Annotated in this window: 18 protein-coding genes; 10 read left to right on the forward strand and 8 right to left on the reverse strand. The window is 73.5% G+C overall.

The genetic code is table 11. The features are described 5' to 3' along the window. Positions 1-15 precede the first annotated feature (15 nt). Together WHI96_RS10360 and WHI96_RS10365 are read left to right on the forward strand one after the other, a co-directional pair. Positions 16-1,002 (forward strand): malate dehydrogenase, encoded by a 987-nt coding sequence (locus WHI96_RS10360; RefSeq protein ID WP_345649379.1) that lies wholly within the window; start codon positions 16-18, stop codon positions 1,000-1,002. 916 nt (positions 1,003-1,918) lie between these two features. Beyond that, entirely contained in the window at positions 1,919-3,193 is a 1,275-nt protein-coding gene (locus WHI96_RS10365) for an XRE family transcriptional regulator (protein ID WP_345649381.1), read from the forward strand. Here the strand turns inward: WHI96_RS10365 and treZ are convergent. Next, positions 3,186-4,931, reverse strand: coding sequence for a malto-oligosyltrehalose trehalohydrolase (gene treZ / locus WHI96_RS10370; protein WP_345649383.1), 1,746 nt, complete (start codon positions 4,929-4,931; stop codon positions 3,186-3,188). The two genes, WHI96_RS10365 and treZ, sit on opposite strands and share 8 nt — an antisense overlap. Before the next feature lie 83 nt (positions 4,932-5,014). Here treZ and WHI96_RS10375 point away from each other — a divergent pair, with 83 nt between their 5' ends. Continuing rightward, complete coding sequence (locus WHI96_RS10375; protein ID WP_345649385.1) at positions 5,015-5,467, forward strand: DUF5709 domain-containing protein; 453 nt, start codon at positions 5,015-5,017, stop codon at positions 5,465-5,467. Positions 5,468-5,525: 58 nt separating this feature from the next. Here WHI96_RS10375 and treY read toward each other — a convergent pair whose 3' ends face one another. From treY to WHI96_RS10390, 3 genes are all read right to left on the reverse strand, one after another. After that, entirely contained in the window at positions 5,526-7,892 is a 2,367-nt protein-coding gene (treY, locus tag WHI96_RS10380; protein WP_345649387.1) for a malto-oligosyltrehalose synthase, read from the reverse strand. 3 nt (positions 7,893-7,895) lie between these two features. After that, the gene (glgX, locus tag WHI96_RS10385) at positions 7,896-10,064 is read right to left on the reverse strand and encodes a glycogen debranching protein GlgX (protein WP_345649389.1); all 2,169 of its coding nucleotides are present in this window, start codon (positions 10,062-10,064) and stop codon (positions 7,896-7,898) included. A 169-nt stretch (positions 10,065-10,233) separates the two neighbouring features. Next, positions 10,234-10,701, reverse strand: a complete 468-nt coding sequence (locus WHI96_RS10390; RefSeq protein WP_345649391.1) for a PPOX class F420-dependent oxidoreductase — start codon at positions 10,699-10,701, stop codon at positions 10,234-10,236. Positions 10,702-10,780: 79 nt separating this feature from the next. Here WHI96_RS10390 and WHI96_RS10395 point away from each other — a divergent pair, with 79 nt between their 5' ends. From WHI96_RS10395 to WHI96_RS10410, 4 genes are all read left to right on the forward strand, one after another. After that, positions 10,781-11,206, forward strand: a complete 426-nt coding sequence (locus WHI96_RS10395) for an HIT family protein (protein ID WP_345649393.1) — start codon at positions 10,781-10,783, stop codon at positions 11,204-11,206. 4 nt (positions 11,207-11,210) lie between these two features. Beyond that, positions 11,211-11,807, forward strand: a complete 597-nt coding sequence (locus tag WHI96_RS10400) for a histidine phosphatase family protein (RefSeq protein ID WP_345649395.1) — start codon at positions 11,211-11,213, stop codon at positions 11,805-11,807. Positions 11,808-12,098: 291 nt separating this feature from the next. Next, complete coding sequence (locus WHI96_RS10405; RefSeq protein WP_345649397.1) at positions 12,099-13,415, forward strand: MFS transporter; 1,317 nt, start codon at positions 12,099-12,101, stop codon at positions 13,413-13,415. 208 nt (positions 13,416-13,623) lie between these two features. Further along, a complete protein-coding gene (locus WHI96_RS10410; RefSeq protein ID WP_345649399.1) occupies positions 13,624-14,934 on the forward strand; it encodes a GGDEF domain-containing protein in 1,311 nt (436 codons plus the stop codon). A 198-nt stretch (positions 14,935-15,132) separates the two neighbouring features. On the opposite strand, the gene WHI96_RS10415 is transcribed toward WHI96_RS10410, so the two are convergent. Next, a complete protein-coding gene (locus WHI96_RS10415; RefSeq protein ID WP_345649402.1) occupies positions 15,133-16,512 on the reverse strand; it encodes a GGDEF domain-containing protein in 1,380 nt (459 codons plus the stop codon). Between the two features lie 669 nt (positions 16,513-17,181). Here WHI96_RS10415 and dxs point away from each other — a divergent pair. From dxs to WHI96_RS10430, 3 genes are read left to right on the forward strand one after another with little or no spacing between them, the layout of a single operon-like run. Continuing rightward, a complete protein-coding gene (gene dxs / locus WHI96_RS10420) occupies positions 17,182-19,122 on the forward strand; it encodes a 1-deoxy-D-xylulose-5-phosphate synthase (protein WP_345649405.1) in 1,941 nt (646 codons plus the stop codon). Continuing rightward, on the forward strand, positions 19,122-19,799 hold the full coding sequence (locus tag WHI96_RS10425; protein ID WP_043278510.1) for a response regulator transcription factor: 678 nt from the start codon (positions 19,122-19,124) through the stop codon (positions 19,797-19,799). The genes dxs and WHI96_RS10425 overlap by 1 nt, the downstream gene beginning before the upstream one ends. 4 nt (positions 19,800-19,803) lie before the next feature. Further along, positions 19,804-20,970, forward strand: a complete 1,167-nt coding sequence (locus tag WHI96_RS10430; protein WP_345649412.1) for a sensor histidine kinase — start codon at positions 19,804-19,806, stop codon at positions 20,968-20,970. Positions 20,971-21,068: 98 nt separating this feature from the next. On the opposite strand, the gene WHI96_RS10435 is transcribed toward WHI96_RS10430, so the two are convergent. From WHI96_RS10435 to WHI96_RS10445, 3 genes are all read right to left on the reverse strand, one after another. After that, entirely contained in the window at positions 21,069-22,250 is a 1,182-nt protein-coding gene (locus tag WHI96_RS10435; protein WP_345649733.1) for an HRDC domain-containing protein, read from the reverse strand. 86 nt (positions 22,251-22,336) lie between these two features. After that, the gene (locus WHI96_RS10440; RefSeq protein WP_033199956.1) at positions 22,337-22,990 is read right to left on the reverse strand and encodes a LuxR C-terminal-related transcriptional regulator; all 654 of its coding nucleotides are present in this window, start codon (positions 22,988-22,990) and stop codon (positions 22,337-22,339) included. Positions 22,991-23,315: 325 nt separating this feature from the next. Then, positions 23,316-23,936, reverse strand: a complete 621-nt coding sequence (locus tag WHI96_RS10445) for a DUF3000 domain-containing protein (RefSeq protein ID WP_100880307.1) — start codon at positions 23,934-23,936, stop codon at positions 23,316-23,318. Positions 23,937-23,970 lie beyond the last annotated feature (34 nt).

Consider the following 23,970-nt stretch of genomic DNA (forward strand, 5'->3'; position numbering starts at 1 on the left):
GCTAAGGTCCGTGGCGTGTCTGCTACCCCCGTTACCGTTACCGTCACCGGAGCCGCTGGCCAGATCGGTTACGCGCTGCTCTTCCGGATCGCCTCCGGGCAGCTGCTGGGGCCCGACACCCCGGTCAAGCTGCACCTGCTGGAGATCCCGCAGGCCGTGAAGGCCGCCGAGGGCACCGCGATGGAGCTCGACGACTGCGCCTTCCCGCTGCTGCGCGGCATCGACATCTTCGACGACGCGAACGCCGCGTTCTCCGGCACCAACGTCGCGCTGCTCGTCGGCGCCCGTCCCCGCAGCAAGGGCATGGAGCGGGGCGACCTGCTCGAGGCCAACGGCGGCATCTTCGGCCCGCAGGGCAAGGCGATCAACGCCGGTGCCGCGGACGACGTGCGCGTCCTCGTCGTCGGCAACCCGGCCAACACCAACGCCCTGATCGCCCAGGCCTCCGCGCCCGACGTCCCGGCCGAGCGGTTCACCGCGATGACCCGCCTCGACCACAACCGCGCGCTGGCGCAGCTGTCGACGAAGCTCGGCGTCGGCCTCGACGAGATCAGCAAGCTCACGATCTGGGGCAACCACTCGGCCACCCAGTACCCGGACCTCTTCCACGCCGAGGTCGGCGGCAAGATCGCCGCCGAGCAGGTCGAGCGGGAGTGGCTGGAGAACGACTTCATCCCGACCGTCGCCAAGCGCGGCGCCGCGATCATCGAGGCCCGGGGCGCGTCCTCGGCCGCGTCGGCCGCGAACGCCGCCATCGACCACGTCCACGACTGGGTCAACGGCACCCCGGCCGGCGACTGGACCTCCGCCGCGATCCCGTCGGACGGCTCCTACGGCGTCCCCGAGGGCATCATCTCCTCGTTCCCGGTCACCTCCGAGAACGGTGAGTGGAAGATCGTCCAGGGCCTGGAGATCGACGAGTTCTCCCGCGGGAAGATCGACGCGAGCGTCGCGGAGCTGGTCGAGGAGCGCGACACCGTCGCCAAGCTCGGCCTCATCTGAGCCGACCGCACACGGACCGCGGCCCCGCACCCGTCACGGGTGCGGGGCCGCGGTGCGTCCAGGTCATGCCAAGCGAGCGTCGGTGCCGTCGTCGAGCGGGTGGGTGCAGTCCGGGTCTGGGCCCAGGCGCGGGGATCCCGCACTCCGGAGGGGGCGCGCATTGACCCGGACGGTCAGCTGCTCGTCGCCGCATGACGTGGCGGAGCCGCAGACAATCACGCGGCCCATCAGGACCCGCCGACGCAGCCCACCTGACGCCGACCGCGGCGTGTGGTCCGGCAGCTCCGCGGTTCGAGGATCCTCGCGGCGGGGATGCCTGCGCACGATCGCCGAGGCCAGTGGTCGGGGTGCACCGCTCCGCTCCCAGGGGTCTCAAGCTCTCTCGGTCAGGCCCGGACGACACCCCCCCAGGCCGCCGAGTTCGATCCTGTCGGCGCGGATGGCCTCGATGGGCTGCCGGGCGAGATGCTGTTAATCGGTCCGGTCCGGTCCTGGTCTGTTCGAGTCGGGCAGGTTGAACTGGAGATCGGCCGGTCTGTCGACAGACCGGCCCTGCCGCGTATCCGTCGAGGACATGGGCGTCGACATGGTGGGGGTGCTGACTGGCCACCCCCACCACGGACGTGATCACGACAGCAACAGCAGTAAGAGCAGGGCGATGATCAACGTCAGCCATGCGGTGCATCTGATGATGGTGCGGAGTGGTACCAGGACGATCATGTCGGGTTCTCCTTCCCGGGATCCGCCGCTCAACGCCCTTCGATCGGGTGAGCGTTCGGTCTCATCAGAGTCAGCCCAGTGACAGCGTGTCGAACCTGGCAGGTTCCTGCCGCGACGGCTACTTTGCTGAGCGGTGTGGAGAGGGCAGAGCTGGGCCGACGCCGTACGTCGCGGAATGCGGAGCAGGAACGTCTCGATGGAAGAAGCCGCTCGGCGGCTGGGGATCGCTACGGGCACCTTCCGTTCCTGGCTCGATGGACGTCATGTACCGAAAGTCTCGATCTTCGACTATTGGACCGGCTTGGCTGACCTGGCTCGCATGTCGGAGGTCGAACTATTGGCCACCGCGGGCGTGGTGCCTGAGCAGGTCATCAATGCGATTTCGCTCAGTCAGGCTGCGCGCGAATTGCGTGACGGCCTAGAGCGCACGCGACAGTCGCTTTCTCAAGCATCCATGCTCGTGCACTCGTCGCTTGTCGCGCAGGTGGTCAACGAGTTGTCCTTGTCAGGCGTGGAATGGGAGATCCGACTCCGGTCCGCCCATCGAGGTAGGGCTTTTCGGGTGACGTATCACCACTATGTTGGCCTGATCCGTCCGGACGAGCTGGATAGTTGGACGTACGAGGAGACCAGGTCGTATGTCCAGAGCGACCTGCTCGGCCACGTCTGGGATTCACTGGGATTGTACTGGAGAGTGGCCGAGGTGCATGACTGGCCAAATCCTCCCGATCTCGTGATTCAAGTTCCCGAGCAGGAGGCGTGCCGGCCCCCGCTGGTGACGAGTCCCATGATGGGCGAACGGACGATCCTCGTCTGCTCTCCACCGTGGGGATACGGTGAGCTACTGGGGTCGATGGTGGCGGATGCCATCGGTCACGGGAATGTCGACTTCAGGTATCGGGGCGGGATCCCTGACGACGCTTCGAAGAGGGTGGCGACCATCCAGGCTGATGTGGACGGCACGACAAGAGATCATGTGATCGGAATTCCGCCCCTGAGTCTGTTGGAGGGCCTACAGCTCGGTCGTCGCCAACTCGACGGACGAGTAGTCGTGGTCATCTCCTACGGCGCGAATATCGAACGTCGCGCGGCCGTCGTCTATGCTGACGCCTTACGCGAGCTCGCAAGATCTCCCGAGGCGGGCGTGCGGACCGTCATCGGCAATATCGCGACAGCGTTGGAAGAGCTTCCTGCGGGCAGCCCCTACTATGCCGTCCACATCGCTGACGCGGATGTCGAGGTGTGCGGGGTCGTCGACCGACACCTTCTCAACGACACCGTCGGCAGACTGGCGCTCTCCCTGGCGAGAATGATTCTTCTGGATCACGGGCGGCCGCCGGTTCCTGTAGGAGGTCCGTTGAGGGACTACATGCGCTCCGGGGTCAGACCCGGAACCTTTGCGACGATGAACAGCACAGTCGTTCGCGCGACGACCGGGCGCGGCGCGCCGCAGGCGGACTCGGCTAGCTAGCCACGCGGCAGATGGCGAACGCCTCCGCCGGAACGGTGAACGAGGAGCCGTCACTCGTCGTCGGCTCGGACGCCAGCAGGATCCGGGTGATCTCCGACCCGAGCGACAGCGTCACCGGTTCCGGACCGAGGTTCACCACCACCCGCATCCGGCCGCGGGCGACGACGAGCGTCCGCGCCTGCTCGTGGACGTCGACGCCGATCCGGTCCAGCCACGGGTCCGACAGCTCCGGCCAGGCGCGGCGCAGCGCGATGAGCTCGCGGTGCATCCGCAGCAGCGTCGCGTGCGGCTCCTGCTCGGGCTCGGACCAGTCGAGCCGGGAGTCGGTGAAGGTGGACCCGGCGTTCGGGTCGGGCACCTCGGCGGCGTCGTCCCAGCCGTGGTCAGCGAACTCGGCGCGACGGCCGTCGCGGACGGCCTTCTGCAGGCCCGGGTCGCCGAAGCGGGAGAAGAACTGCCACGGCGTCCGCGCGCCCCACTCCTCGCCCATGAACAGCATCGGGGTGAACCCGGAGGTGAACAGCAGCGCCGCGCCGCAGGCCAGCAGGCCGGGGGACAGCGTGTGGGTGAGCCGGTCGCCGGTGGCGCGGTTGCCGATCTGGTCGTGGTTCTGCAGGTAGGTGACCAGCCGCGAGCCGGGGATGCGGGCGGTGTCGATCGGGGCGCCGTGGCTGCGCCGCCGGAACGACGACCAGGTGCCCTCGTGCAGGAACCCGCGGGTGAGCACGTGCGCGAGCCCGTCGAGGCCCGCCTCGGCGAAGTCGCCGTAGTAGCCCTGGGACTCGCCGGTGAGCACGGTGTGCAGGCAGTGGTGGACGTCGTCGGCCCACTGGGCGTCGAGGCCGTGCCCGCCGCCCTCCCGGGCGGTGATCATCCTCGGGTCGTTGAGGTCGGACTCGGCGATCAGCGACAGCGGGCGGCCGACGTGTGCCTCCAGCGCGGTCACCTCGACGACGAGCTGCTCCAGCACGTGCTGGGCCCGGGTGTCGCGCAGCGCGTGGACGGCGTCGATGCGCAGCCCGTCGACGTGGAACTCGCGCAGCCACATCAGCACGTTGTCGATCATGTACCGGCGGACCTCGTCGGAGCCCGCGGCGTCGAGGTTCAGCGACGGGCCCCAGATGTTGGAGCCGGCGAAGTACGGGCCGAACCGGTCGAGGTAGGCCCCGGACGGGCCGAGGTGGTTGTAGACGACGTCGAGCACCACGCCCAGGCCGCGGGCGTGGCAGGCGTCGACGAAGCGCTTGAAGGCGTCCGGGCCGCCGTAGTTCTCGGTGACGGCGTACCAGCCGACGCCGTCGTAGCCCCAGTTCACCGGGCCGTCGACGGCGTTGACCGGCAGCACCTCGACCAGGTCGATCCCGAGGGAGACCAGGTGGTCGAGCCGGCCGATCGCCGCGTCGAACGTGCCGCCGTCGGTGAAGGTGCCGATGTGGCACTCGTAGAGCACCGACCCGGCCAGCGCCCGGCCGGTCCAGGTCTCGTCGGTCCACCAGAACGCGTCGTGGTCGTAGACGCGGGAGCGCTCGTGCACCCCCTTCGGCTGCCAGCGGGAGCGGGGGTCGGGCAGCGGCGTGGCGTCGTCGTCGAGCAGGAACGCGTAGTCGGTCCCGTGCCCGTGGTCGGGCTGGTCCGTGTGCCACCAGCCCCCCGGGGCGGGGTCGAGCGCGATCCGCTGCTCACCCACCAGCACGCTGACGCGGTTCCTGTCGGGTGCCCACACGGCGAACTCCGTCACGGACGACGATCCTTCCGCACCCGGTGGGGTCCGCGCGCGCCCGGCGGGGGGTGGGCCGGGTCACGCGCCGCTAGGCTGCCCCGATGAGCGACCCCGACGCAGGCGACGACCTCGACCAGGACGCGCAGCTCCAGCCCGAGGACACGCTGGAGTACGGCGGCGTGACCGACGTGCTCGACGAGGGCTACTCGCCGCCCGAGCGGCCGTGGAACGCCCGCGACGACGAGAGCCTCGACGAGCGGCTGGCCGACGAGGTCCCCGACGCGTGGGACACCACCGACCCGGCGGCCCCCGAGCGCCCGGACCGCGACGTCGACGACGCGACGGGGGAGTACCTCGGCGACGCCCCCGGCACCGACGGCGAGCTGCGCGACGACGAGGTCGGCGACGCCCGGGCGGGCAGGCTCACCGTCGACGACGCGTCCTTCGACGGCAGCGACGGCGGCGAGAAGGACCTCGTCGCGGGTGACGCCGGCATCGACGGCGCCGGTGCCTCGGCCGAGGAGGCCGCGGTGCACGTCGTCGAGGAGCCCTGAGCCCCGGACACGCGCGTGCCCCGGTCGCCGACGGCGGCCGGGGCACGGTGGTCGCGGGTCAGGCCGGGCGCACCAGCAGCGCGACCGGGTAGCGCGAGAGCAGGTCCGACAGCGCGGGCGCGGGACCGTCCACCGGGCGGTTCGCGATCATGTCGTGCCAGTCGTCGAAGCCGCCGGGCAGCGGCAGCCGGGTGTCGCCCCACCCGCCGCGACGGGCCAGCCCCTCGGGCAGCCGGGTCGCGACGGCGACGAGCGCGCCCCCGCCGCGGGAGAACGCGACGGCGTGCTCCGCCGCGGTGCCCTGGGCGTCGACCCGGCCGTAGCCGCTGAACAGCTCCGGGCGGAACCGTCGCAGCCGCGCCGTCGCCGAGGTGACCAGCAGCTTCGCCGCACCGCCTCCGTCGACCGGTGGCTGCTCGCCGGTGTCGAGACGCTCCAGGATCGCGCGCCGGGCGTCCCAGTCGACCGGGCGCCGGTTGTCCGGGTCGACCAGCGAGTACTCGAACAGCTCGGTGCCCTGGTAGACGTCCGGCACGCCGGGCCCGGCCATCTGCAGCAGCTTCTGGGCCAGCGAGTTGGACCAGCCGGGCTCGGCGATCTCCGCGACGAACGCCTCGATCTCGGCGACGAGCTCGGTGTCGGCGAGCACCTGCCCCGGCCAGGCCGCCACCGCCTCGTCGACCTCGGCGACGGCGTCGATGTGCGAGGTCACCAGCTTGGCCTCCTTGGCGGCCTTGCCGAGGTAGCCCGCGAGCCGGTCGGCCGGGATCGGCCACGCCCCGACCAGCGACTGCCACGCCAGCAGCTCCAGCGACCGGTCCGGCAGCGGGTGGCGCACCGACCACTCACGGACCTTCGCCGCCCACGACGCGGGACGCTCGGCGAGCACGGCGAGCCGAGCCCGGACGTCCTCGGAGCGCTTCGTGTCGTGCGTGGACAGCGAGGTCATGGTGCGCGACCGCCCGGCCTCCCGGCGGGCGAGCCCGGTGTGGAACTCCCCGGGCGTCACCCCGAACCGGGCCGGGTCGCCCCCGACCTCGTTCAGCGCGACGAGCCGGTTGTACCGGTAGAAGGCGGTGTCCTCGACGCCCTTCGCGGTGACCATCCCGGAGGTCTGCTGCAGCCGGGTCGCGTAGTCCGACCCGGGCTCGCGGACCAGCCCGGAGTGCAGCGCGCCCAGCACGGCGGCCAGGTCGGGGCGACGGGTGCGCGCCACCGCGACCGCGGTGTCGGCGGCCGCCCGGCCCTCGGTGATCTCCGGGGTGAGGTAGGAGCGGTAGACCGGGAACCCGCACAGCAGCTCGGCGACCGCGTCGTGCAGGTCCTCGGCGGCGACGTCGGCGAGGTCGAGCCCGGTGGTGCCGGAGTCGGCGCCGGGGCCCGCGCGGAAGGCGTCGGCGATCCGGCGCACCTCCGCGACCAGGACCTCCCGGACGACGAGGTGGCGACCGTCGTCCTCGACGGCGTGCGCGGAGCGCTTCTCCCCGGTGTGCTCGGCGGCGAACTGGGTGAGCAGCCCCGCCCCGTCCGGGTCGACGAGCACCCCGCAGACCTCGCGCAGCGCCTCGTAGCCGGTGGTGCCGTCGACCGGCCAGGAGATCGGCAGCTCCTCGCCGACCCCGAGGATCTTCTCGACGAGCAGCCACCGGCCCGGGCCGAGCTCGGCGCGCAGCCGGCGCGCGTAGCCGCCCGGGTCGGACAGCCCGTCGGGGTGGTCCACCCGCAGCCCGACGATCGTGTCGTCGGAACGCACCAGGTCGAGCACGGTGCGGTGGGCGTCGGCGAACACCGCCGGGTCCTCGACCCGGACCGCGGCGAGGTCGCTGACGTCGAAGAACCGCCGGTAGGTCAGCTCGGCGGCGCCGCGCCGCCAGGACACGAGCCGGTAGTGCTGGCGGTCGTGCACCTCCTGCGCGGTGCCCTCGCCGGTGCCGGGCGCGACCGGGAAGCGGTGCTCGTAGTAGCGCAGCTCGCCGTCGGTCACCGAGAGCTCCGTGAGCGCCTTCTCCTCGTCGGCGTCGAGCACCGGCAGCAGGATCGGCCCGGCGCCCCAGTCGACGTCGAAGTGCCCCGCCCACCGCGACGCCTCGCCGTGCGTGAGCACGTCCCACCACCACGGGTTCTCCGCGGGCTTCGCGACGCCGACGTGGTTGGGCACGATGTCGATCAGCATCGTCAGCCCGTGCTCGCGCAGGGTCCCGAGCAGCGACCGCAGCCCCTGCTCGCCCCCGCGCTCACCGGAGACCCGGGTCGGGTCGGTCACGTCGTAGCCGTGGGTGGAGCCGGCCGTGGACTCGAGCAGGGGCGAGGCGTAGAGCGCCCCGATCCCCAGCCGGTCCAGGTAGCCGGTCAGCGCGGCGGCGTCGGCGAAGGTCTGGTCGGCCGACAGCTGCAGCCGGTAGGTCGATCCCGGAAGGCGGGTCACGCCTCAGCCCTTCGATCGCAGGACGAGCAGGGAACGGGCGGGCAGGGTCAGCACCGAGCCCGCGGAGACCGGGTCGAGGTCGGGCGCGGTGACCCCGGTGCCGTTCGGCGGGTGCACCTCGCCCGAGTGGGTGTCGACGACGATCTCCCACGCCTGCCCGAACTCGGCGGGCGGCAGCGTGGTGTCGATGTCCTCCCAGAAGGAGTTGAAGCAGAGCAGGAACGAGTCGTCGGCGATCCGCTGGCCGCGCTGGTCGACGTCGGCGATCTGGCTGCCGTTGAGGAACACGACCACCGAGCGGCCCAGGTCGTTGTCCCAGTCCTCCTCGCTCATCTCCCGCCCGGCCGGGGTGAACCAGCCGATGTCGGCGACGTCCTCGCTGGTGGAGGACCGGCCGATCGGGCGGCCCGCGAAGAAGCGGCGCCGTCGGAACACCGGATGCGCGTGCCGCAGCGCGGCGACGCCCGCGGTGAAGGTGGTCAGCTCGTCGTGCTTGCCCGCGACCTCCCAGTCCTGCCAGGCGATCTCGTTGTCCTGGCAGTAGACGTTGTTGTTGCCGCCCTGGGTGCGGCCGGCCTCGTCGCCGTGCAGCAGCATCGGGGTGCCCTGGGAGAGCAGCAGCGTCGCCAGGAAGTTGCGCTGCTGGCGGGCGCGGAGCTCCAGCACGGTCTCGTCGTCGGTGGGGCCCTCGACGCCGCAGTTCCAGGACCGGTTGTGGCTCTCGCCGTCGTTGCCGTCCTCGCCGTTGGCCTCGTTGTGCTTGTCGTTGTACGAGACGAGGTCGGCCAGGGTGAACCCGTCGTGCGCGGTCACGAAGTTGATCGAGGCGAACGGGCGGCGCCCGTCGGCCTGGTAGAGGTCCGAGCTGCCGGTGATCCGGGACGCGAACTCGCCGAGCGTGCCGGCCTCGCCGCGCCAGAAGTCGCGCACGGTGTCGCGGTACTTGCCGTTCCACTCGGTCCACAGCGGCGGGAAGTTGCCGACCTGGTAGCCGCCGGGACCGACGTCCCACGGCTCGGCGATCAGCTTGACCTGCGAGATCACCGGGTCCTGCTGGACGAGGTCGAAGAAGGTCGACAGCCGGTCGACGTCGTAGAACTCGCGGGCCAGGGTCGAGGCGAGGTCGAAGCGGAAGCCGTCGACGTGCATCTCGGTCACCCAGTACCGCAGCGAGTCCATGATCAGCTGCAGGGTGTGCGGGTTGCGGACGTTGAGCGAGTTCCCGGTGCCCGTGTAGTCCATGTAGTAGCGGGCGTCGTCGTCGACCAGCCGGTAGTAGGCGTGGTTGTCGATGCCGCGCATGGACAGCGTCGGACCCATGTCCGAGCCCTCGGCGGTGTGGTTGTAGACCACGTCGAGGATGACCTCGATGCCCGCGTCGTGCAGGTCGCGGACCATCGCCTTGAACTCCGCGACCTGCGACCCGGACCGGACCGAGCCGGCCGAGTAGGCGTGGTGCGGGGCCAGGAAGCCGATGGTGTTGTAGCCCCAGTAGTTCGACAGGCCCTTCTCGGTGAGGTGGTGGTCCTGCACGAACTCGTGCACCGGCATCAGCTCGACGGCGGTGACCCCGAGCCGCTTGTAGTGCTCGATCATCGCCGGGTGCGCGACGCCGGAGTAGGTGCCCCGCAGGTCCTCCTCGACGTCCGGGTGCCGGATCGTCAGGCCCCGCACGTGCGCCTCGTAGACGACGGTCTCGTTGTAGGGGATCTTCGGCGGGCGGTCCGAGCCCCAGTCGAAGAACGGGTTCACCACGACCGACTTGGGCACGTGCGGCGCCGAGTCGGTGTCGTTGCGCGAGTCCGGATCGCCGAAGTTGTAGCCGAACACGGCCTCGTCCCAGTCCACCGGGCCGTCGAGGGCCTTGGCGTAGGGGTCGATGACCAGCTTGTTCGGGTTGCAGCGCAGGCCCTGGGCGGGGTCGTAGGGGCCGTGCACGCGGTAGCCGTAGCGCTGGCCGGGCTCGATGCCGGGCAGGTAGCCGTGCCAGACGAAGCCGTCGACCTCGGTCAGCGCCACCCGGGTCTCGGCGAGGCCGCCGGGGGCGTCCGGGTCGGGCTCGAAGAGACACAGCTCCACGGCCTCGGCGACCTCGGAGAACAGCGCGAAGTTGGTGCCGGTGCCGTCGTAGCTGGCACCCAACGGGTAGGCGTGCCCGGGCCAGGCCTGCATCGTCTGCGTCCTCTCGTCGCGCGCCCCGGCCGCAGGCCGCGGGCACGCTCACACTGTGTCGGGCGGGCACCGTTGCCACATGGTGGACGGGACCGTCGGCGGTCCACGCCACATCACCTCCGCGTCCGCAGCAGCTCCGGACGGGGGCGGTCGATCGTCCCAGGAACGGTCAGGAGTCGGCGAGTCGGGCGGGGAAGCCGCCGGTGGCGACCGGGCTCCACCGGGTCGGGGTGATGCGGATCAGGGCCTTCCCCTGGTCGGACATGGCGCGGCGGTACTCGTCCCAGTCCGGGTGCTCGCCGGAGACGGCACGGAAGTAGTCGACCAGCGGCTCGAGCGCGTCCGGCAGCGTGATGAGCTCGGCGTCGCCCTCGACCTGCACCCAGGCGCCGTCGAACTCCTCGCTCAGCACGACGACCGCGGCCCTGCCGGCCTTCGCGACGTTGGCCGACTTGGCGCGCTCGGGGTAGGTGGCGATCACGATGCGCCCGTCGTCGTCGACGCCGCCGGTGACCGGGGAGGCCTGCACGCCGCCGTCGGATCGGGTGGTCATCAGCACCATGTGATGCCGGGGACGGACGAACTCGAGCAGCTCGTCCCGGTCGACGCGGTCACTGCGGGCGATGGTGCGGGGCATGCCCGAAATCCTAGGGCGGCCGGGGGGCCCGCGCCCGCCGTTCCTCACCCGGCGCCGCGGGCCACTAGGGTCCGGATCCGTGACCACCGTCTTCACGAAGATCATCAACGGCGAGATCCCGGGCCGGTTCGTCTGGGCCGACGAGCAGTGCGTCGGGTTCCTGTCGATCAACCCGCTCGGCCCGGGGCACACCCTCGTCGTGCCGCGCGCGGAGGTCGACCAGTGGGTCGACGCCGACGCCGGCCTGGTCGCCCACCTCACCGAGGTGTCGCGGACCGTCGGGCTCGCGGTGCGGGAGATCTGGTCGCCGCCCCGGGTCGGGCTGCTGGTCGCCGGGTTCGAGGTGCCCCACGTGCACGTCCACGTGTTCCCGGCCTGGGACATGCGGGCCTTCGACTTCGCGAACGCGGCCGCCACCGTCGACGGCGCCGAGCAGGACGGGCACGCCGAGGCCCTGCGCTCGGCGCTGCGGGCCGCCGGGAACGACGCGCACGTCCCGGGCTGAGCGGGTGCACCTGCTGCTCGTCCGGCACGCGCTGCCCGAGGCCGTCGAGCACGACGACGGCACCCACGCCGACCCGGGCCTCGCGCCGCGGGGCCGGGACCAGGCGGCCCGGCTGGTCGACGCGCTGGCCGGCACCCCGGTCGACGCGCTGCACACCAGCACGATGCTCCGCGCGGTCCAGACCGCCGAGCCGCTCGCACGCGAGCGCGGTCTCACCCCGCACACCCGCTCCGACCTGCGCGAGTACGACGCCGAACGCTCGCTCTACATCCCGGTCGCCCGGATGGCGCAGGCCGATCCGGCGGCGTGGGGGCGGATGCGGGCCGGGCACCTGCCCGAGCACGTCGACGGCGCCGCGTTCCGGTCCCGGGTGTGCGCCGGGATCGAGGAGGTCGTCGCGGCGCACCCGGGTCGGGCGACGGTGGTCGTCGTCGCGCACGCCGGTGTGGTCAACGCCTACCTCGCCGAGGTGCTGGGCGTCGGACGGGACCTGCCGTTCCCGCTGGACTACGTCGGGATCTCGCGGGTGGTGTGCGCGCGCGACGGGATGCGCAGGGTCCGGACGGTGAACGAGACGGTCCACGTCGCGGACCTGCTCTGAGTCCGGTGCGGACCGTGGCGTGACGATCACGTCGACCGCTTGCCGTCGACCGTCCGCCGTCGAGGGCGGCGCACGTGGCGGATCTGTGACGCCGCTCATACGCCGTTCGCCGCCGTGGTTGCGCCGCCCGGCTTCACGCGGATGATCCGGGGCGACGACCGGGCGGGGGGTACCTAGTCTCGACGGGAACTCCTGCCCGCCGCCGACGCCGAGGTGGTAGGCCCCGCGCCGAGGTCGGGTGCCGGTCCGCGGCGGGCCACCCACGCCGGACTCCGAAGGGACCCCACGCCGATGGCCGAGCGCGGCGGCTCCGGGACGGGGGACGACGGCCGTCGCGGCCCCGCCGCCGCCCGCGGCCCCTTCTCGGTGCGCGACTTCCGTGCGCTGTGGACCGCGGAGGTCCTCTCGGTGGCCGGCGACCAGGTCGCGCGGGTCGCGCTGACCGTCCTGGTCCTGAACGAGACCGGCTCGGTCGCATGGTCGGCGGGGGTCTACGCGCTGACCTTCCTGCCCGCTCTGCTCGGCGGGCTGCTGCTCGGGCACCTCGCCGACCGGTGGCCCCGTCGCCGGCTCCTGATCGGGACCGACCTGGTCCGGGCCGGTCTCGTCGTCGCCATGGCCGTGCCCGGTCCCGGGCTGCCGGTCCTGGGGGCGCTGCTGGTGCTGGTCGTCCTGCTGGGCGGCCCGCACACCGCGGCCCGCTCGGCCCTGCTGCCCGACCTGCTGTCCGGTGACCTGCTCGCCCGCGGCCTGGCGCTGCGCCAGGTCTCGGTGCAGGTGGCGCAGGTGGTGGGCTTCGCGGGGGGCGGTCTGCTCGTCGCGACGCTGACCCCGCGCGGCGCACTGCTGGTCGACGCCGCGACGTTCGTCGGCTCGGCGGTGCTCGTCGCCCTCGGTGTCCGGTCCCGGCACGCGGCGGTCGCGGCCGGACCCGTCGCGGCGTCCGCGGCGGTCGCGGCCGCCGCGGGGCCCGGGTCGGCGACGCTGTGGGCGGCCCGGTCCGGCGCCTGGTGGCGGTCGGCGCTGGCCGGCCTGCCGGTCGTGTTCGGCCACCCCCGGCGGCGCTCGCTGGCCCTCATGGCCTGGATGCTCGGCATCTTCGTGCTGCCCGAGGCGCTGGCGGCGGCCTACGCCGTCGCGATCGGGGCGGGTCCGGCGTCGACCGGGCTCCTGATGGCGGCCGACCCGGCGGGCAGCGCGGTGGGGGCTCTGGTCGTCGCCTACGTGCTGCCGGCCCGGCTGCGCGAGCGCGGCCTGGTGCCGCTGGCCGTCGGGGCGGCGCTGCCGCTCGCGCTGACGCCGCTGGCGGTCGGCCTGTGGCAGGCGGTCGCGCTCTGGGCGGTGTCGGGAGCCTGCGCCACGGCCTGCCTGATCGCGGCCCAGTCGGGCTTCGCTCGGGCCACGCCGAGCGCGGTGCGCGGGAGCGCCGTGGGCGTCGCGGCGGCCGGGCTCGTGGCGACCCAGGGGGTCGCGGTCCTCGTCGGCGGGATGCTGGCCGAGTGGACCGCCCCCGCGACGGCGCTCGGTGTGTTCGGTGCGGTGGGGATCCTGCTCGCCCTCGGTGCCGTCCGGATGCTCCGGTCGGCCGGTCCGGGGGCGGTCGCATGACCCGGGCACGCGTGGTTCCCGGTGGTCACCAGCCTCGGTTGCGCACGACGTCACCTCCTGTCGTCCGGTCTGGCAGCACCGCTGCCTTTCTCGTCACTCATCGTGACGAATCGACAACCAGCATACCCGTTCGGGTGACATCGACGATGTCGGACGCACGCGATGTGCCCACCGGACCCGTCCGTTCGGCCACCTCTCCGTGACCGGGATGCGGAGCGGGGCCCCCGAACGTCCCCGCTGGCCCTTCCGCGGCCTGCCGGCGCGGGTGCTCGCCGTGGTGGTGCTCGTCGAGCTCACCGCCGTGGTGCTCGTCGTGACCGACGTGGCCCGGCTGCCGTGGGACCGCGACACCGGCCTGCTGGCACTGGGCGCACTCGGCCTCGCGGCGCTCGGCGCGGTGCACACCGAGATGGCGACCGGCATCGAGCGGGTGCGCCGGCGGGTCGCGCACGTCTCCTACTTCGACCTGTCGACGGTCTGGACCTTCGCGGCCGCGCTGCTGCTGCCGCCGGGGGTGGCGGGCCTGGTGGTCGTCGTGGTCTACGGCCACCTGTGGTGGCGGGTCTGGCGCCCCGCCGGTGCGCAGCTGTACCGGCACGCCTACACCACCGCGACCGTCGTGCTCGCCGCGATGGCCGCCTCGGTCCTCGTCCCGCCCGAGTCGCTCACCGCGGCCGCGGGGGTCGGCGGCGGGAGCCAGGTGGTCGGCTACCTGTCGCTGCTGCTGGCCATGGTGGTCTACGGACTGGTCAACCAGCTGCTCGTCGCGACCGCGCTGGCGCTGTCCTCGCCGCACCGCCCCGACTGGCGACTCCTGGTCGGCGACGGGGACGACTACGTTCTGGAGGGTGCGACGCTGTGCCTGGCGGTGCTGGCCGCGCTCGCCGTGCAGCGCCAGGTGCTGCTCGTGCTGCTGGTCCTCCCGCCGCTGCTGGTGCTGCACCGGGCGGTGCTGATCCGGCAGCTGGAGGAGCGGGCGAACACCGACGCCAAGACCAACCTGCTCACCGCCGTCGCGTGGCGCGGCCGGGCGCACCGGGCGCTCGCCCGGGCCCGGCGCCAGCGCGGTGCCGTCGCGGTGCTGATCCTCGACCTGGACCACTTCAAGGCCGTCAACGACGGCTACGGCCACCTCGCCGGCGACCAGGTGCTCTCCGCCGTCGCCGGGACGCTGAAGGCACAGGTCCGCGAGGTCGACCCGGTCGGGCGCTTCGGCGGGGAGGAGTTCGTGGTCCTCCTGGCCGGGCTGCCGGTGGGGCCGGAGGGGCGCGAGCTGGCCCACAACGCGGCCGAGCGCATCCGGCGGACCGTCCGGTCGCTGGCCGTGCACGTCGACGGCCCGGGCGGCGGCATCACCATCTGCGACCTGTCGGTGTCGGTGGGGGTCGCGGTCACCGGCGGCGACGGCGAGTCCCTCGACGAGCTGCTGCAGATCGCCGACCACGCCCTCTACGCGGCCAAGCGGGCCGGGCGCGACCAGGTCCGGACCGGGCGCGACGGGAGCGTCCCCGGCCGCTGACCTCCGGCGACCGGGTCGGCCGTGGCAGACGCCGGGCCACCGTGCAGGTCGGTCACCGTGCAGGCCGGTCACCGTGCAGGCCGGGCTGCCCTGCCGCCGGGTCGCAGCGGCCGCCGGGCCGCCGGGTCGCAGCGGCCGCCGGGTCGTGACGGCCGGTCGGCGCCGTCCCGGACGGGACCGGCGTCGGTCGGGGGAGCGTCAGGCGTGCTCGGGCTCGGCCGGGAAGGTGTGACGCCCGATCCGCACGGCGTCGCGCCCGGCCCGCTTGGCCGCGTAGAGCGCGGAGTCCGCGACCTCGAGCAGGCCGGTCAGGGCGTGGCCGTCGTCGGGGAACAGCGCCCCGCCGATCGAGACGGTGATCCCGGTCCCGGTCCGGGGGGACGGACGACCGTCGGTCCCGGGAACGCCCGCGGACGGTGCGGGCAGGCGCTGGGCCGGGACCCCGTCCGGCGGTGCCACCGAACCGGAGTCGCCCGCGATCCGCCTGCGCAGGCGCTCGGCGATCTGCCGGACCTCCTCGCGCCCGTCGTGCCCGGAGAGCCGGGGGAGCAGCACGACGAACTCCTCCCCGCCGAACCTGCCGACGAGGTCGTGGTCGCGCAGCTCCTCGCGCAGCAGCTGGGCGGTGGCGGCGAGGACCTGGTCGCCGTAGAGGTGGCCGTGGGTGTCGTTGATCTCCTTGAAGTGGTCCAGGTCGAGGATCAGCAGCGCCGCGGGCCGACGTTCGCGTTCGGCGAGGGTCAGCTCGTGGGTCCCGCGCAGGTGCCAGGCCGCATGGTTGAGCAGCCCGGTCTTGGAGTCGGTGTCGGCGCGTTCGCGCAGCTGCCTGACCAGGATCGTGCGGTGCAGAGCCAGGATGGGCGGCACCGCGAGCAGCGCGACGAACGGGCCGCTCGCGGCCAGCGCTCCCGCCGTCAGCGCCCCCAGGCAGAGGGTCGCCAGCTCCAGGGTGAGCTCGTCGCCGCCGAACAGGATCCGCACCACCCGGGTGTCCGGGCTGGCCACCGCGACCACGCCGAGCACCAGGCAGGTGTTGACGACGGTGTAGGTCAGGAGCGCGAGCAGCAGTGCGACGGTGCCGGGCAGGCTGCCGTAGAGCTCACCGGGCCGGGTCGCGGCGAGCACCCCGGCCGCGGCGTGCACGGAGAGGATCACCGTCGCGGTGCTGTAGACCTCGCGGTAGACCGGCCTGCGGTCCGGGGGCGGCACCGGCCGCAGCACCCGGACGTAGAGGTGGGTGTAGACCACGACCACCACGAAGGCGCCCAGGACCGGTGGCAGCAGAAGGGCCGAGGCGAAGGTCCAGACCGAGGTCAGGTTCACGTGGTGGGTCTCGGCGGTGTAGCGCCGGATGCGTTCGACGCCGGCCACGACCTCGGTGTGCAGGATCCCGGCCACCGTCAGCGTGGCCAGCAGCACCAGCGTGGAGTGGTCGAGCCGCGGCGGGTCCAGCAGCCCGGCGAGGACGAGGCAGACCGCCAGCAGCTCCACGGCCAGGACCGGTCCGAGCAGCCGTCCGGGGATGGACCAGACGGGCCAGCGGGTGACGTGGTGCAACCGGACCGGTTCCGGGGCCATACGTCCCTCCCTCGCCGGCGTCGTTCCACCCGATCCTGCCCGTCCGCGACCGGGACGGGCGTCCCGGTCCTCCGTGATCCTAGCCGCACCCGTCGCTTTCAGTGATCGATACGGCTTCGTCATCGCGCCGTAGCAGCTCGAACGAGTGTTCCGATCACGCTCGGTACAGGCCGTACGGCCGAGCCGGTGATTGTTGATATCGCAATGGTGCCCCCTGGTTTGTTCGTCCGTCGACGGCGGGTCACCCTTTTCGGCGGCGGCACCGGCGAATACGTGCGAGACCATGTCGGTATGCCGGTAATTGCCGTGTCGTCACGTCACCACGGCGCCACGACGTGCGGGATGTCGATCAGGAAAGGGGTGCTCCATGCGCAACTGGGGTTGGTGAACGCGTCCGTGGTAAGTGCCGCGGCCATTGTGTCGATCAACTGTGGGTCCGAGTGCGAAAGGAGATCGACAATGCGCAACTGGGGTTGGTGAGAACCGTGGACGTACCGCGTCGCAGCACGGGACGCGGCGGGCCCCGTTCGGGTGACGGACGACGCCCGCCGCGCCCGGCAGTGCCATCGGGTCGCCTCGGCTACCGGTCCGTAGAGTGGGACCACGAGTCGATGCCGGTCCTCCGTGGTGGAGGACGCCCGAGCAGGGCCGGCGGCGAGGAGGCAGTACGTGACGACGAACCGGGGACTCTCGGCGATCCGGCGCCCGGCCGATCTGCGCGGCCTCGGGCCGGAGGAGCTGACCTCGCTCGCGGCCGAGATCCGTGGGTTCCTGATCAAGGCGGTGTCCCGCACCGGTGGTCACCTGGGGCCCAACCTGGGTGTGGTCGAACTGAGCATCGCCCTGCACCGGGTCTTCGAGTCCCCGCAGGACACGCTGATCTGGGACACCGGACACCAGGCCTACGTGCACAAGCTGCTGACCGGCCGTCAGGAGGGCTGGGACCGGCTGAAGAAGGCCGGCGGGCTGTCGGGCTACCCGAGCCGCGTCGAGTCCGAGCACGACCACGTGGAGTCCAGCCACGCGTCGTCGTCGCTGTCCTGGGCCGACGGGATCGCCCGGGCACACGCCCTGACCGGTGTGGACCGGCACGTCGTCGCCGTGATCGGGGACGGCGCGCTGACCGGTGGCATGGCCTGGGAGGCGCTCAACAACATCGCGGCCGGCGAGGACCGGAACGTGGTGATCGTCGTGAACGACAACGGCCGCTCCTACTCGCCGACCATCGGCGGTCTCGCCGACCGGCTCGCGTCGCTGCGGCTGCGGCCCGGGTACGAGCGCGTGCTGGAGGCCGGCAAGCGGACCGTCCGCGGCACCCCCGTCGTCGGGCCCGCGCTCTACGCCGGCCTGCACGCCTTCAAGGCCGGGGTGAAGGACGCCCTCGCCCCGCAGGAGCTGTTCTCCGACCTGGGGCTCAAGTACTTCGGTCCGGTCGACGGCCACGACATCGGCCAGCTCGAGTCCGCGCTGCGCCGGGCCAAGCGCTTCGGCGGCCCGGTGATCGTGCACGCGGTCACCCGCAAGGGCAACGGCTACCCGCCCGCGGAGAACGACGAGGCCGAGCAGATGCACAGCCCGGCCGCGTTCGACCCGGAGACCGGCCTGCCCACCGGCACCCCGGTCACCGGCTGGACCGACGTGTTCGCCGAGGAGATGGTGGCGCTGGGGTCCCGGCGCACCGACGTCGTCGCGATCACCGCGGCGATGCTCGGCCCGACCGGGCTCGCGCCGTTCGCGGCCGCCCACCCGGACCGGATCGTCGACGTCGGGATCGCCGAGCAGCACGCGCTCACCACCGCCGCCGGGCTCGCCCGGGCCGGGCGGCACCCCGTCGTCGCGTTGTACTCGACCTTCCTCAACCGCGGCTTCGACCAGCTGCTCATGGACGTCGGGCTGCACCGCGAGCGCGTCACCCTGGTTCTCGACCGCTCCGGGGTGACCGGCAGCGACGGCCCGTCGCACAACGGGATGTGGGACCTGTCGCTGCTGGGCATCGTGCCCGGCATGCGGGTCGCCGCCCCGCGTGACGAGGCCACGCTGCGCGAGGAGTTCGGCGAGGCCACCGCGGTCACCGACGGCCCCACCGCGCTGCGCTACCCCAAGGGGTCGGTCGTCGCGTCGGTGCCCGCCGTGCGCCGCCTCGACGGGCCGGCCGGGGTCGACGTGCTGCACGAGCCGTCCGACGGGCGCTCGCAGGTGCTGCTCGTCTGCGTCGGGGCGTTCGCGACGTCCGGTGTCGCCGTCGCCCGGCGGCTCGCCGACCAGGGCGTCGACGTCACCGTCGTCGACCCGCGGTGGGTGCTGCCGGTCCCGCGGGAGCTGCTCACCCTGGCCGCCGACCACCAGCTCGTGGTCACCGTCTCCGACTGCGGCACGCACGGCGGGTTCGGCTCCGCGCTGTCCGACGCGCTGCGCGCCGCCGAGTTCGACGTGCGCCAGCGCGACCTCGCGCTGCCCCAGGAGTACCTGGAGCACGGCAGCCGCGACGACGTGCTCGCCGCGACCGGGCTGACCGAGCAGGACATGGCCCGCCGGATCATCGAGTGGGCGGCCGCCGCGGTCCCCTCGACCCCCGAGGGTGCCGTTCCCGGGCGGGAGCGCACCCGCTGATGCGCGTCATCGTCGTCGAGGACGAGCCGGCGATGGCCGACGCCGTCGTGCGCGGCCTGCGCCGGGACGGGATGGCCGTCGACGTGGCCTACGACGGCGACGAGGGCTCGGAGAAGCTGTCGGTGACCCGCTACGACGTCGCCGTCCTCGACCGGGACCTGCCCGGCCGCAGCGGCGACGACCTGTGCGACGAGCTCGTCGCCGCGGGCGGCCTGACCCGGGTGCTGATGCTCACCGCGTCGGGCACCCCGGCCGACAAGGTCGAGGGCCTGTCCCGCGGCGCCGACGACTACCTGGCCAAGCCGTTCGACTTCCCCGAGCTGGTCGCCCGGGTCCGGGCGCTCGGTCGTCGGGCGACCCCGGCGGTGCCGCCCACGCTGCGGGCCGGCGACGTCGTGCTGGACCCGGCCCGGCGCACCGTGCTGCGGTCCGGGCGGCCGGTCGAGCTGACCCGCAAGGAGTTCGGCGTGCTGGAGGTCCTGCTCGCCGCGGGCGGGGCCGTGGTGTCGTCGGAGGAGCTGCTCGAACGCGTGTGGGACGAGAACGCCGACCCGTTCACCACCACGGTGCGGGTCACCGTCATGACCCTGCGCAAGAAGCTCGGCGCGCCGGGCCTGATCGACACCGTCGTCGGTGCGGGGTACCGGGTGCCCGCCGACGGGACCCCCACGGCGTGACGGCGTGGGCGCCCTCCGGCCGCGGCTGACGCTGCTCGCGACCGCGCTCGTCGCCGCGGTCGCCGCGCTGCTGCTCTGGCTCGGCTGGATGCTGGTCGGAGCGGTGGTCGCGGGCACCCCGGCGCTGCCCGGGACGGTGGTCGTCGGCGGCGTCGCGGTACCGGCCGAGACCGCCCGCGACGCGGTCGCCGCGGCGGCCCGCGCGGAGGTGCTGCGGGCCGGGCTGATCGCGTTCCCGCTGGTCGTCGCGGCCGGAGCGGTCACGTCGTGGGTGCTCGTCGGGCGGGTGCTGCACCCGCTGCGCCGGGTCGTCGAGACCACCTCGCGGCTCTCGGCCAGCTCGCTGGACGAACGGGTCGCGCTCGCCGGTGCCCGCGGCGAGGTCGCCGAGCTGGCCGCCGCCGTCGACGCGATGCTCGACCGGCTGCAGGCCGCGTTCGACGCGCAGTCGCGGTTCGTCGCCAACGCCGGGCACGAGCTGCGCACCCCGCTGGCCGTGCTGCGCACCGAGATCGACGTCACCCTGGCCGAGCCCGACGCCGACGCCGACGAGCTGCGCCGGATGGCCGGGGTCGTCCGGGAGGCGGGCCGCCGCTGCGACGAGCTGGTCAGCGGGCTGCTGCTGCTCGCCCGCACCGAGGCCGGGGGAGCGATGCCGGGCTCCGACCGGGTGCCGGTGGACCTGGCCGCGCTCGTCGCCGCGGAGCTCGCGGCCGTGACCGGGGACGTCGCCGTCCGCGGGCTGGTCGTGCGCACCGACCCACGGCCCGCGACGACCCGGGGCAACGAGCCGCTGCTGCGCCGGATGGTGGCGAACCTGCTGGAGAACGCGGTCCGGCACAACCGCGACGGCGGCTGGATCGAGGTCGGCTGCGGCACCGGGACGCCCGAGCCGGGGGTCGTGCTGCGGGTCGCGTCGTCGGGGCCGGAGCTGGCCCCGGACAGGGTGGCCGAGCTGTTCGAGCCGTTCCGGCGGGGCCCGGTGGCCCGCACCGCCCACACCCGCGGCTCCGGGCTGGGGCTGTCGATCGTGCGGTCGGTCGCCACCGCGCACGGCGGGTCCGTGCACGCCGAGGCGGTACTCGGAGGGGGACTGGCGGTGCACGTCACGCTGCCCGACGACAGCACCGTCCCGGCGCCCTCCGGCGGGGCCCCGGTCCTCGCCCGCTGACCCGGGGGCCGACCCGTTCCGGCGTGGGGCACCCGGGGCGGGTGGCTCCACCGGGATGCGGGCTCGGCCCGCTCGGGTGGCTCGGCCGCTCGGGTGGCTCAGCTCGCGCGGGTGGCCAGGGCCGGTTCGAGCAGGGGGGCGAGGAGATCGACCTGCCAGGGGCGGGCGCCGCCGGCGACCAGGGCGGCCGGCAGGTCGCCGTCGGTGGGCGGGGTCCAGCAGACCCGGCGCAGCAGGTCGGGCTGCAGCAGGTTCTCCACCGGCACGTCGTGCTGCTCGGACACCGTGGTCAGCGCCGCGCGGGCGGCGGCGAGCCGGGCCGCGGCGTCGGGGTCCCGGTCGGCCCAGCGCGACACCGGCGGCGGGCCGTCGGTGGTGGCGGCGCCGCGGGGCAGCTCGGCCTCGGGGAGGTCGGTGGCCCGGCGCAGGGCGTCGAACCAGTAGCGGGCCAGCCTGCGCTGGGAGCGTCCGCGGAACACCGGCAGCTCGGCCAGTGCCTGCGGGGAGTCGGGGTTGCGCACCGCGGCGTCGACGATCGCGGCGTCGGGCAGGACCCGGCCGGGGGCGATGTCGCGCTCGGCGGCGAGGGAGTCGCGGGCCTGCCACAGCTCCCGGACCGCGGCGAGCGGGCGGGGGCGGCGGACCTTGTGGATGCCGGAGGTGCGCCGCCACGGCTCCGCGCGCGGCGCCGCGGGGGGAGCCGTGCGGACCGCCTCGAACTCCTGGCGGGCCCACTCGAGCTTGCCCTGCTCGTCGAGCATCCGGGTCAGGACCGCGCGCAGGTCGACGAGGACCTCGACGTCCAGCGCGGCGTAGACCAGCCAGTCCTCGGGGAGCGGGCGGCGTGACCAGTCGGCCGCGCCGTGCCCCTTCTCCAGCCCGAGGCCCAGCAGGTTCTCCACCATCGGGCCGAGCCCGACCCGGGGCAGCCCGGCGAGCCGGCCGGCGAGCTCGGTGTCGAACAGCGACGCCGGCCGCAGGTCCAGCTCGGCCAGGCACGGGAGGTCCTGCGAGGCCGCGTGGAGGACCCACTCCGGACCGCCGAGGGCCTCGGCGAGCGGGCCCAGCTCGCCGCGCAGCGGGATCGGGTCCACCAGCGCGGACCCGGCCCCGGCCCGCCGCAGCTGCACCAGGTAGGCGCGCTGGGAGTACCGGAAGCCGGAGGCACGCTCCGCGTCGACGGCGACCGGGCCGCTGCCCCCGGCGATCGCCGCCGCCACGCGGGCGAGGTCGTCGGGGGTCGCGGTGACCGGGGGGAGGCCGTCGGCGGGACGGAGCAGCGGTACCGGATCGGGTGAACCGTCCGGAGTCGCCGAGACCGGCGGCCGGGTCGTGTCCGTACCGCCGGCGGCGCCGGTTCCGGAAGTCAGCGAATGACCCCCGCGCGCATGGCGAGCGCGACCATCTGGGCGCGGTCGCCGGTGCCGAGCTTGCGGCCGATCCGGGAGAGGTGGCTCTTCACCGTGAGAGCGGAGAGGTTCAGGGCCTCGCCGATCTCCTTGTTCGACTGGCCGTCCGCGACGAGCTGCAGCACCTCGACCTCGCGGGCCGAGAGCTCCCGCGGGGTGTTGTCGGTGCCCGGCACGCGGGACCCGGTGGCGAGCAGCGGGGCGACCGTCGGGTCGGCGTAGACGCCGCCGTCGAGCACCCGCTTGACGCCGTCGGTCACGACCGAGGGCGACGCCGACTTGAGCAGGTACGCCTGCGCGCCGGCCTGGAACGCCGAGCGGACCGCGTACGGGTCGTCGGAGGAGGCGAGCACGACCAGCCGGTTCCAGCCGAGCGAGCGGAGCTCGCTGACCAGGTCCAGCCCGCTGCCGTCCGGCAGGGTCAGGTCGAGGATCGCGAGGTCGCAGGGACCCGCGGCGTGGGCGCGTGCCCGCGCCTCGGTGACCGAGGCGGCCTCGTGCACGGTGCCGGCTCCCATGGAGCGCAGCCGTCCGGCGATCGCCTCCCGGAGCAGCGGGTGGTCGTCCACGACGAGAACCGTGAACAGCTCCTCCCGCGGCTGCGGGACGATCCCCGGCGAGAGCACTGCTCCACCGATCGGAGCGCCACCTGGGGTGGTGCTGCCGGAGCTCTGCGCCGGCACTTGCTGGCCAAGTACAGCCACGTCGTCAACCTTCCTGGAGTCGGTCGTACGCCCCCGACCAACACCGGAACCCGAGGGACGGAGAGTGGCGCTCGGCCGCCCGGGCGGGTGCCATGGAAGAGATGGTATCCCTCCATGCGGCCTAACGTCTGGTGTGCATTCGTCTTTCCGGCCTGGAAAGTTACATGCATGTGGGCGCGGTCCCACCCCTCCGGGTGAAAGATCTCCGACGCATGCCGTTGACCTGCGACGTTCAGCCGGGTGATCGGCTCAACGGCACTGCGCCGACCGGCGGCAGACCCGCAGCGGTCGACACCAGGGACGCGAACGCGACGGCGTGTCGGGACAGATCACCGTCGCTCTCCGTGGGCGACCAGGAGGCGCGCAGCTCGACGTCGTCCTCCCGCGGCGGCCCCTCGCCGGGGCCGACACCGCCGCCGCTGAGCCCGCCGAAGCGGACCGACGAGGTCTGGGTGACGGTCCCGCCGAGCGCGGTGAACCCGGCGCCGGCGTGCTCGAGCGCGTCGGTCAGCCAGGACCAGCCGATCCGCGGCAGCATGTCGTCGCCGAGCTGGCCGGGCTCCAGCCGGGCCTGCACGAAGCAGACCAGCCGGAAGGTGCCCTCCCAGCGTTCCTGGCCGTCGGGGTCGTGGAGCAGGATCAACCGGCCGGAGGTGTCCGGCTCGTCGAGGTCGTCGGTCCCGTCGCCGCGGTGCCCGATGTCGGCCTCGACGCTGGTCGCCCAGCTGTACGGCGCGAGCCGGGGCGGGGCCTCGAGCGGCCGCACCACGAGCTCGGGGCGCGGTCGGACCGACGCGAGCGAGCGGACCGCGCTGCGGAACGCTGCTGGTGGTGGTGAGTTCGGGTCCGGCACGGCGTCGGACTCTAGGGTGCGATACCCGTCGTCC

Source organism: Pseudonocardia tropica (assembly GCF_040105315.1).
In the GTDB taxonomy this organism is placed as follows: Bacteria; Actinomycetota; Actinomycetes; order Mycobacteriales; family Pseudonocardiaceae; genus Pseudonocardia; species Pseudonocardia alni.

What these genes read in the sequence shown, in the direction of transcription:
- WHI96_RS10365 (WP_345649381.1), top strand. Translation starts at nt 1,919, where the DNA reads ATGGAAGAAGCCGCTCGGCGGCTGGGGATCGCTACGGGCACCTTCCGT.
- WHI96_RS10375 (WP_345649385.1), top strand. Translation starts at nt 5,015, where the DNA reads ATGAGCGACCCCGACGCAGGCGACGACCTCGACCAGGACGCGCAGCTC.
- glgX (WP_345649389.1), bottom strand. Translation starts at nt 10,064, where the DNA reads ATGCAGGCCTGGCCCGGGCACGCCTACCCGTTGGGTGCCAGCTACGAC.
- WHI96_RS10390 (WP_345649391.1), bottom strand. Translation starts at nt 10,701, where the DNA reads ATGCCCCGCACCATCGCCCGCAGTGACCGCGTCGACCGGGACGAGCTG.
- WHI96_RS10405 (WP_345649397.1), top strand. Translation starts at nt 12,099, where the DNA reads ATGGCCGAGCGCGGCGGCTCCGGGACGGGGGACGACGGCCGTCGCGGC.
- WHI96_RS10410 (WP_345649399.1), top strand. Translation starts at nt 13,624, where the DNA reads ATGCGGAGCGGGGCCCCCGAACGTCCCCGCTGGCCCTTCCGCGGCCTG.
- WHI96_RS10415 (WP_345649402.1), bottom strand. Translation starts at nt 16,512, where the DNA reads ATGGCCCCGGAACCGGTCCGGTTGCACCACGTCACCCGCTGGCCCGTC.
- WHI96_RS10425 (WP_043278510.1), top strand. Translation starts at nt 19,122, where the DNA reads ATGCGCGTCATCGTCGTCGAGGACGAGCCGGCGATGGCCGACGCCGTC.